General features: G+C 67.5%; 5 protein-coding genes. 4 read left to right on the top strand and 1 reads right to left on the bottom strand.

Annotated features, from left to right (window positions below; genetic code table 11):
* From EN745_RS31125 to EN745_RS31110, 4 genes are all read left to right on the top strand, one after another.
* Positions 1-429: transketolase C-terminal domain-containing protein (locus tag EN745_RS31125; protein ID WP_281034798.1), on the top strand; the 429-nt coding region annotated here is incomplete at its 5' end.
* A 149-nt stretch (positions 430-578) separates the two neighbouring features.
* A complete protein-coding gene (locus EN745_RS31120; RefSeq protein ID WP_127423014.1) occupies positions 579-866 on the top strand; it encodes a hypothetical protein in 288 nt (95 codons plus the stop codon).
* A 54-nt stretch (positions 867-920) separates the two neighbouring features.
* Positions 921-1,691, top strand: a complete 771-nt coding sequence (locus tag EN745_RS31115) for a TlyA family RNA methyltransferase (protein WP_127423013.1) — start codon at positions 921-923, stop codon at positions 1,689-1,691.
* Complete coding sequence (locus EN745_RS31110; protein ID WP_127423012.1) at positions 1,688-2,929, top strand: class I SAM-dependent RNA methyltransferase; 1,242 nt, start codon at positions 1,688-1,690, stop codon at positions 2,927-2,929. Before EN745_RS31115 ends, EN745_RS31110 begins: the two co-directional genes overlap by 4 nt.
* A gap of 4 nt (positions 2,930-2,933) precedes the next feature.
* Here the strand turns inward: EN745_RS31110 and tldD are convergent.
* Positions 2,934-4,184, bottom strand: a 1,251-nt coding sequence (gene tldD, locus EN745_RS31105; protein ID WP_127423011.1) for a metalloprotease TldD, incomplete at its 5' end; no start/stop codon positions are given.

Here is a 4,184-nt window from a genome sequence, read left to right as displayed (position 1 = left end):
ATCGGCAGGGGCCGCGTCCTCAAGGAGGGTACCAAGGTGGCGCTCCTCTCCTTCGGCACCCGCCTGCAGGATTGCCTGACGGCGGCCGAGGAACTCGGCGCGGCGGGCCTTTCGACCAGCGTCGCCGACGCCCGCTTCGCCAAGCCCCTGGATGAGGATCTGATCCGCCGGCTCGCCCGTTCGCATGAGGTGCTGGTGACGGTCGAGGAGGGCTCGGTCGGCGGTTTTGCCAGCCAGGTGCTGCATTTCCTCGCCCACGAAGGACTGCTCGAAAGCGGTCTCAAGGTGCGGCCGCTGGTGCTGCCGGACGCTTTCACCGACCACGCCAAGCCCGAGAAAATGTATGCCGACGCGGGACTGGACACGGCGGGCATCGTGCGGACCGTCTTCGTCGCCCTGGGCCAGGCTGCACAGGCCCAGCGCGCCTGAATCAAAGTCTGAGGCCTCTGAATCACTTTGCCGGCTTGCGGTTGTAACCAACTGTTTACGCTGCCGTTTGCCGCTTTGATTACCCTGTCTCTTGGCCGTTTTTCAACGGCGGCCTGCTAGAAGCCTCCCAGGGACACGGGGCAACGACAATGAACAGGTTTGTGTGTGGCATCGCCTTTTTGGCGCTGACCGCTGCGCCGGCGAGGGCCGAGACGCGCTACGACCGCACCCTCGAAAAGGCGGTGATGGACATTGTCGCCGGCAAGATCGGCGATATCCGCGGCGGCTTTTCCTACAAGCAGGTTCCACAACTGGTCGTCCTGCCCGACACTCCGCCGGCGGTGCCGGTCGATCCGCCACGCCGGCAGGCCTCTGGCAATGCCAATGACGGCCTGGCGCCGGCTGTCGAGCGGCCGGTCTCGCGAACCATCTTCTAGTGCCCCTGTGCCAATGTCCTTGCCTTCGCGACCGGCTTTCGCCAAGGAAGGCCGATGAACTCCGCATTGCCAGCCAGTCCTCGCCAGCGGCTCGACGAATTGCTCGTCCAGCGCGGCCTGTTCGCCAGCCGCTCGCGCGCCCGCGACGCCGTCGAGCGCGGCACCGTGACGGTCGACGGCGCTGTTGCCCGCAAGCCCGGCCAGGGCGTCCTGACCGATTGCCACATCGCCATCGATGATCCGGCGCAAGGCTACGTGTCGCGCGCGGCGTTGAAGCTGATCGCCGGTCTCGACCACTTCGGTCTCGACTCCACCGGCAGCGAGGCGCTTGACATCGGCGCCTCGACCGGCGGCTTCACCCAGGTGCTGCTCGAGCGCGCCGCAGCCCATGTCACCGCGATAGACGTCGGCCACGGCCAGATGCATCCCGACATCGCCGGCGATCCGCGCGTCACGGTCATCGAGGGCCTCAACGCCCGCGATCTGTCCGCCGCCGATCTTGGCGGCCTCGCTCCCGATTTCGTCGTCTGCGATGTCAGCTTCATCTCGCTGAGGTTGGCGCTACCACCGGCGCTCGCCTTGGCCGCAGGCGGCGCCAGAGCGCTGCTGCTTGTAAAGCCGCAATTCGAGGCCGGCCGCGAAGCGATCGGCAAGGGTGGCCTGCTCAAGGATCCAGCCGATGCCGAGCGCGTTGCCAGCCTGGTTGGCGATTGGCTTGGCGGCATTCCCGGCTGGCGCGTGCTGGGGCTGCATCCCTCGCCGATCGAGGGCGGCGACGGCAACCGCGAATTCCTCCTTGGCGCGATCAAGGATGGCGCGACGTGAGCGCGCGCTTCAGCATTGCCAGGCTTGGCTCGCAGGGCGACGGCATTGCCGAGACGGAGAGCGGTGAGGTCTTTGTCCCCTTCACGCTGCCGGGCGAGACCGTCACGGCGGCTCGCGAGAGGGATCGCGCCACGCTGATGTCGGTGCTGGCAGCATCGCCGCTCCGCGTCGATCCTGCCTGCCGGCATTTCACCGAATGCGGCGGCTGCGCGCTTCAGCACTTCGAGGCCGAAGCCTATCGGCAATGGAAGCGCGACAGGGTCGCGCAGGCGCTGAAGGCGAAGGGCATTGCCTGCAAGGTCGATGCACTGGTGGCTTGCGCGCCCGAGACTCGCCGTCGGGTCGTCTTCAGCGCCAGACGCACCGAGGCCGGCATGCTGTTTGGCTTCGTGCGCGCGCTCTCCTCGGAGATCATCCCGATCGAGGAATGCCCGATCTCGCTGCCGGCGATCGTTTCCGCGCTCGATCGCCTGCGAAGGCTGGCCGGGCTGGTCGCAGCCACGCCAAAACCCTTCCACATGACCGTCACCGTGACCGCTTCCGGCCTCGATGTCGCGGTTCAGGATGCCGGCAAGCTCGGCGAGAACCAGCGCCGCATCGCGTCGAACTTCGTTCTTGCCGAGGGATTGGCCAGGCTTTCCGTCGACGGCGAGATCGTCGTCGAGCCGAGGAAGCCGGTCGTGCAGTTCGGGGGTGTGCCTGTCGCCGTGCCGCCGGGCGCCTTCCTGCAGGCGACCGAAGCGGCCGAGCAGGCCATGGCCGGCCTCGTCGGCGAGCACCTTTCCCGTGCGAAAAGGCTCGCCGACCTGTTCGCCGGCTGCGGCAGCTTCGCGCTGCGCCTGGCCGCCAAGTCGGAGGTCCATGCCGTCGAAGGCGATGCGCCGGCGCTTGCTGCGCTCGACCGCGCCTTCCGCTTCGCCAGCGGCCTGAAGCGGGTGACCAGCGAGCGCCGCGACCTGTTTCGGCGGCCGCTGACTTTCAAGGAGCTGAATGCCTTCGACGGCGTGGTCTTCGATCCGCCGCGCGCCGGAGCCGAGGATCAGTCGAAGCAGATCGCCCGCTCGGACGTGCCGTTGGTGGCCGCCGTGTCCTGCAACCCGGTGACGCTGGCGCGGGATCTGCGCATCCTGATCGACGGCGGCTACACGCTGATGAGCGTGACGCCGATCGACCAGTTCCTGTGGTCGCCGCATGTCGAGGCCGTCGCGCTGCTGGAGAAGCCGAAGCGAAGGCGGTAATCGCTCAAACCCTGGTGCCGCCCACCGTCATCTGGTTCATCCGCAGATGCGGCTGGCCGACGCCGACGGGCACGCCCTGTCCGGCCTTGCCGCACATGCCGATGCCATTGTCGAGCTTCATGTCGTTGCCGACCATGGTGACGCGATGCATGGCGTCGGGCCCGTTGCCGATCAACATCGCGCCCTTGATCGGCTGCGTCACCTTGCCGTCCTCGATCATGTAGGCCTCGGTGCAGCCGAACACGAATTTGCCGGACGTGATGTCGACCTGGCCGCCGCCGAAGGAGACGGCGTAGATGCCGTTCTTGACCGAAGCGATGATCTCTTCCGGCTGCATGTCGCCTGAAGTCATGTAGGTGTTGGTCATGCGCGGCATCGGCTGGTGCGCATAGCCCTCGCGCCGTCCGTTGCCGGTCGCCTTCATGCCCATCAGCCGCGCGTTCTGGCGATCCTGCATGTAGCCGACGAGCTTGCCGTCCTCGATCAGCACGTTGCGGGCCGAGGGCGTGCCTTCGTCGTCGACGGTGAGCGAGCCGCGCCGTTCGGCGAGCGTGCCGTCATCGACCACGGTGACGCCCTTGGCCGCCACTTGGCTACCCATCAGCCCGGCGAAGGCCGAGGTCTTCTTGCGGTTGAAGTCGCCCTCCAGCCCGTGGCCGACGGCCTCGTGCAGCATGACGCCAGGCCAGCCGCTGGACAGCACGATGTCGAATGTGCCGGCCGGCGCCGGCACGGCCTCTAGATTGACCAGCGCCTGGCGCAACGCCTCCTTGGCGGCGTGCTTCCAGCTCTCCTCGACCAGGAATTCGCCAAAACTCTTGCGGCCGCCCATGCCGTAGGAGCCGCTCTCCTGGCGGTCGCCGCTGCCGACCACGACCGCGACGTTGATCCTGACCAGCGGGCGGATGTCGCGCACCATCTGGCCGTCGGCGCGCACGATCTCGACATGCTGCCAGGACGCCGCCAGCGAAGCCGTCACCTGTCGCACGCGCGGATCCTCGGCGCGCAGCCAGGCATCGATCTCCTGCAGAAGCTTCGCCTTGGCTTCGAAGGAAGGCGAGGGGATCGGGTTTTCCTCGCCATAGAGATGGCGGTTGGTGCGGGCGGGTGCCGCGGCGAGCGTCCCGGAATAGCCGCCCTTGACCGCCGAGACGGCGTCCGCGGCGCGCAGCAGCGAGGCTTCCGAAAGATCGCTCGAATGCGCATAGCCGCTGGCCTCGCCGGCGACAGCGCGCAATCCGAAACCCTGGTCGGT

It is taken from the genome of Mesorhizobium sp. M4A.F.Ca.ET.022.05.2.1 (assembly GCF_003998845.1).
GTDB lineage: Bacteria > Pseudomonadota > Alphaproteobacteria > Rhizobiales > Rhizobiaceae > Mesorhizobium.
The sequence above is the reverse complement of the archived record's forward strand: the minus strand, read 5'-3'. Positions and strand labels throughout refer to the sequence as shown.

Bases quoted from the DNA above. Each gene is read 5' to 3' on its own strand.
- EN745_RS31120 (WP_127423014.1), top strand. From the start codon at position 579: ATGAACAGGTTTGTGTGTGGCATCGCCTTTTTGGCGCTGACCGCTGCG.
- EN745_RS31115 (WP_127423013.1), top strand. From the start codon at position 921: ATGAACTCCGCATTGCCAGCCAGTCCTCGCCAGCGGCTCGACGAATTG.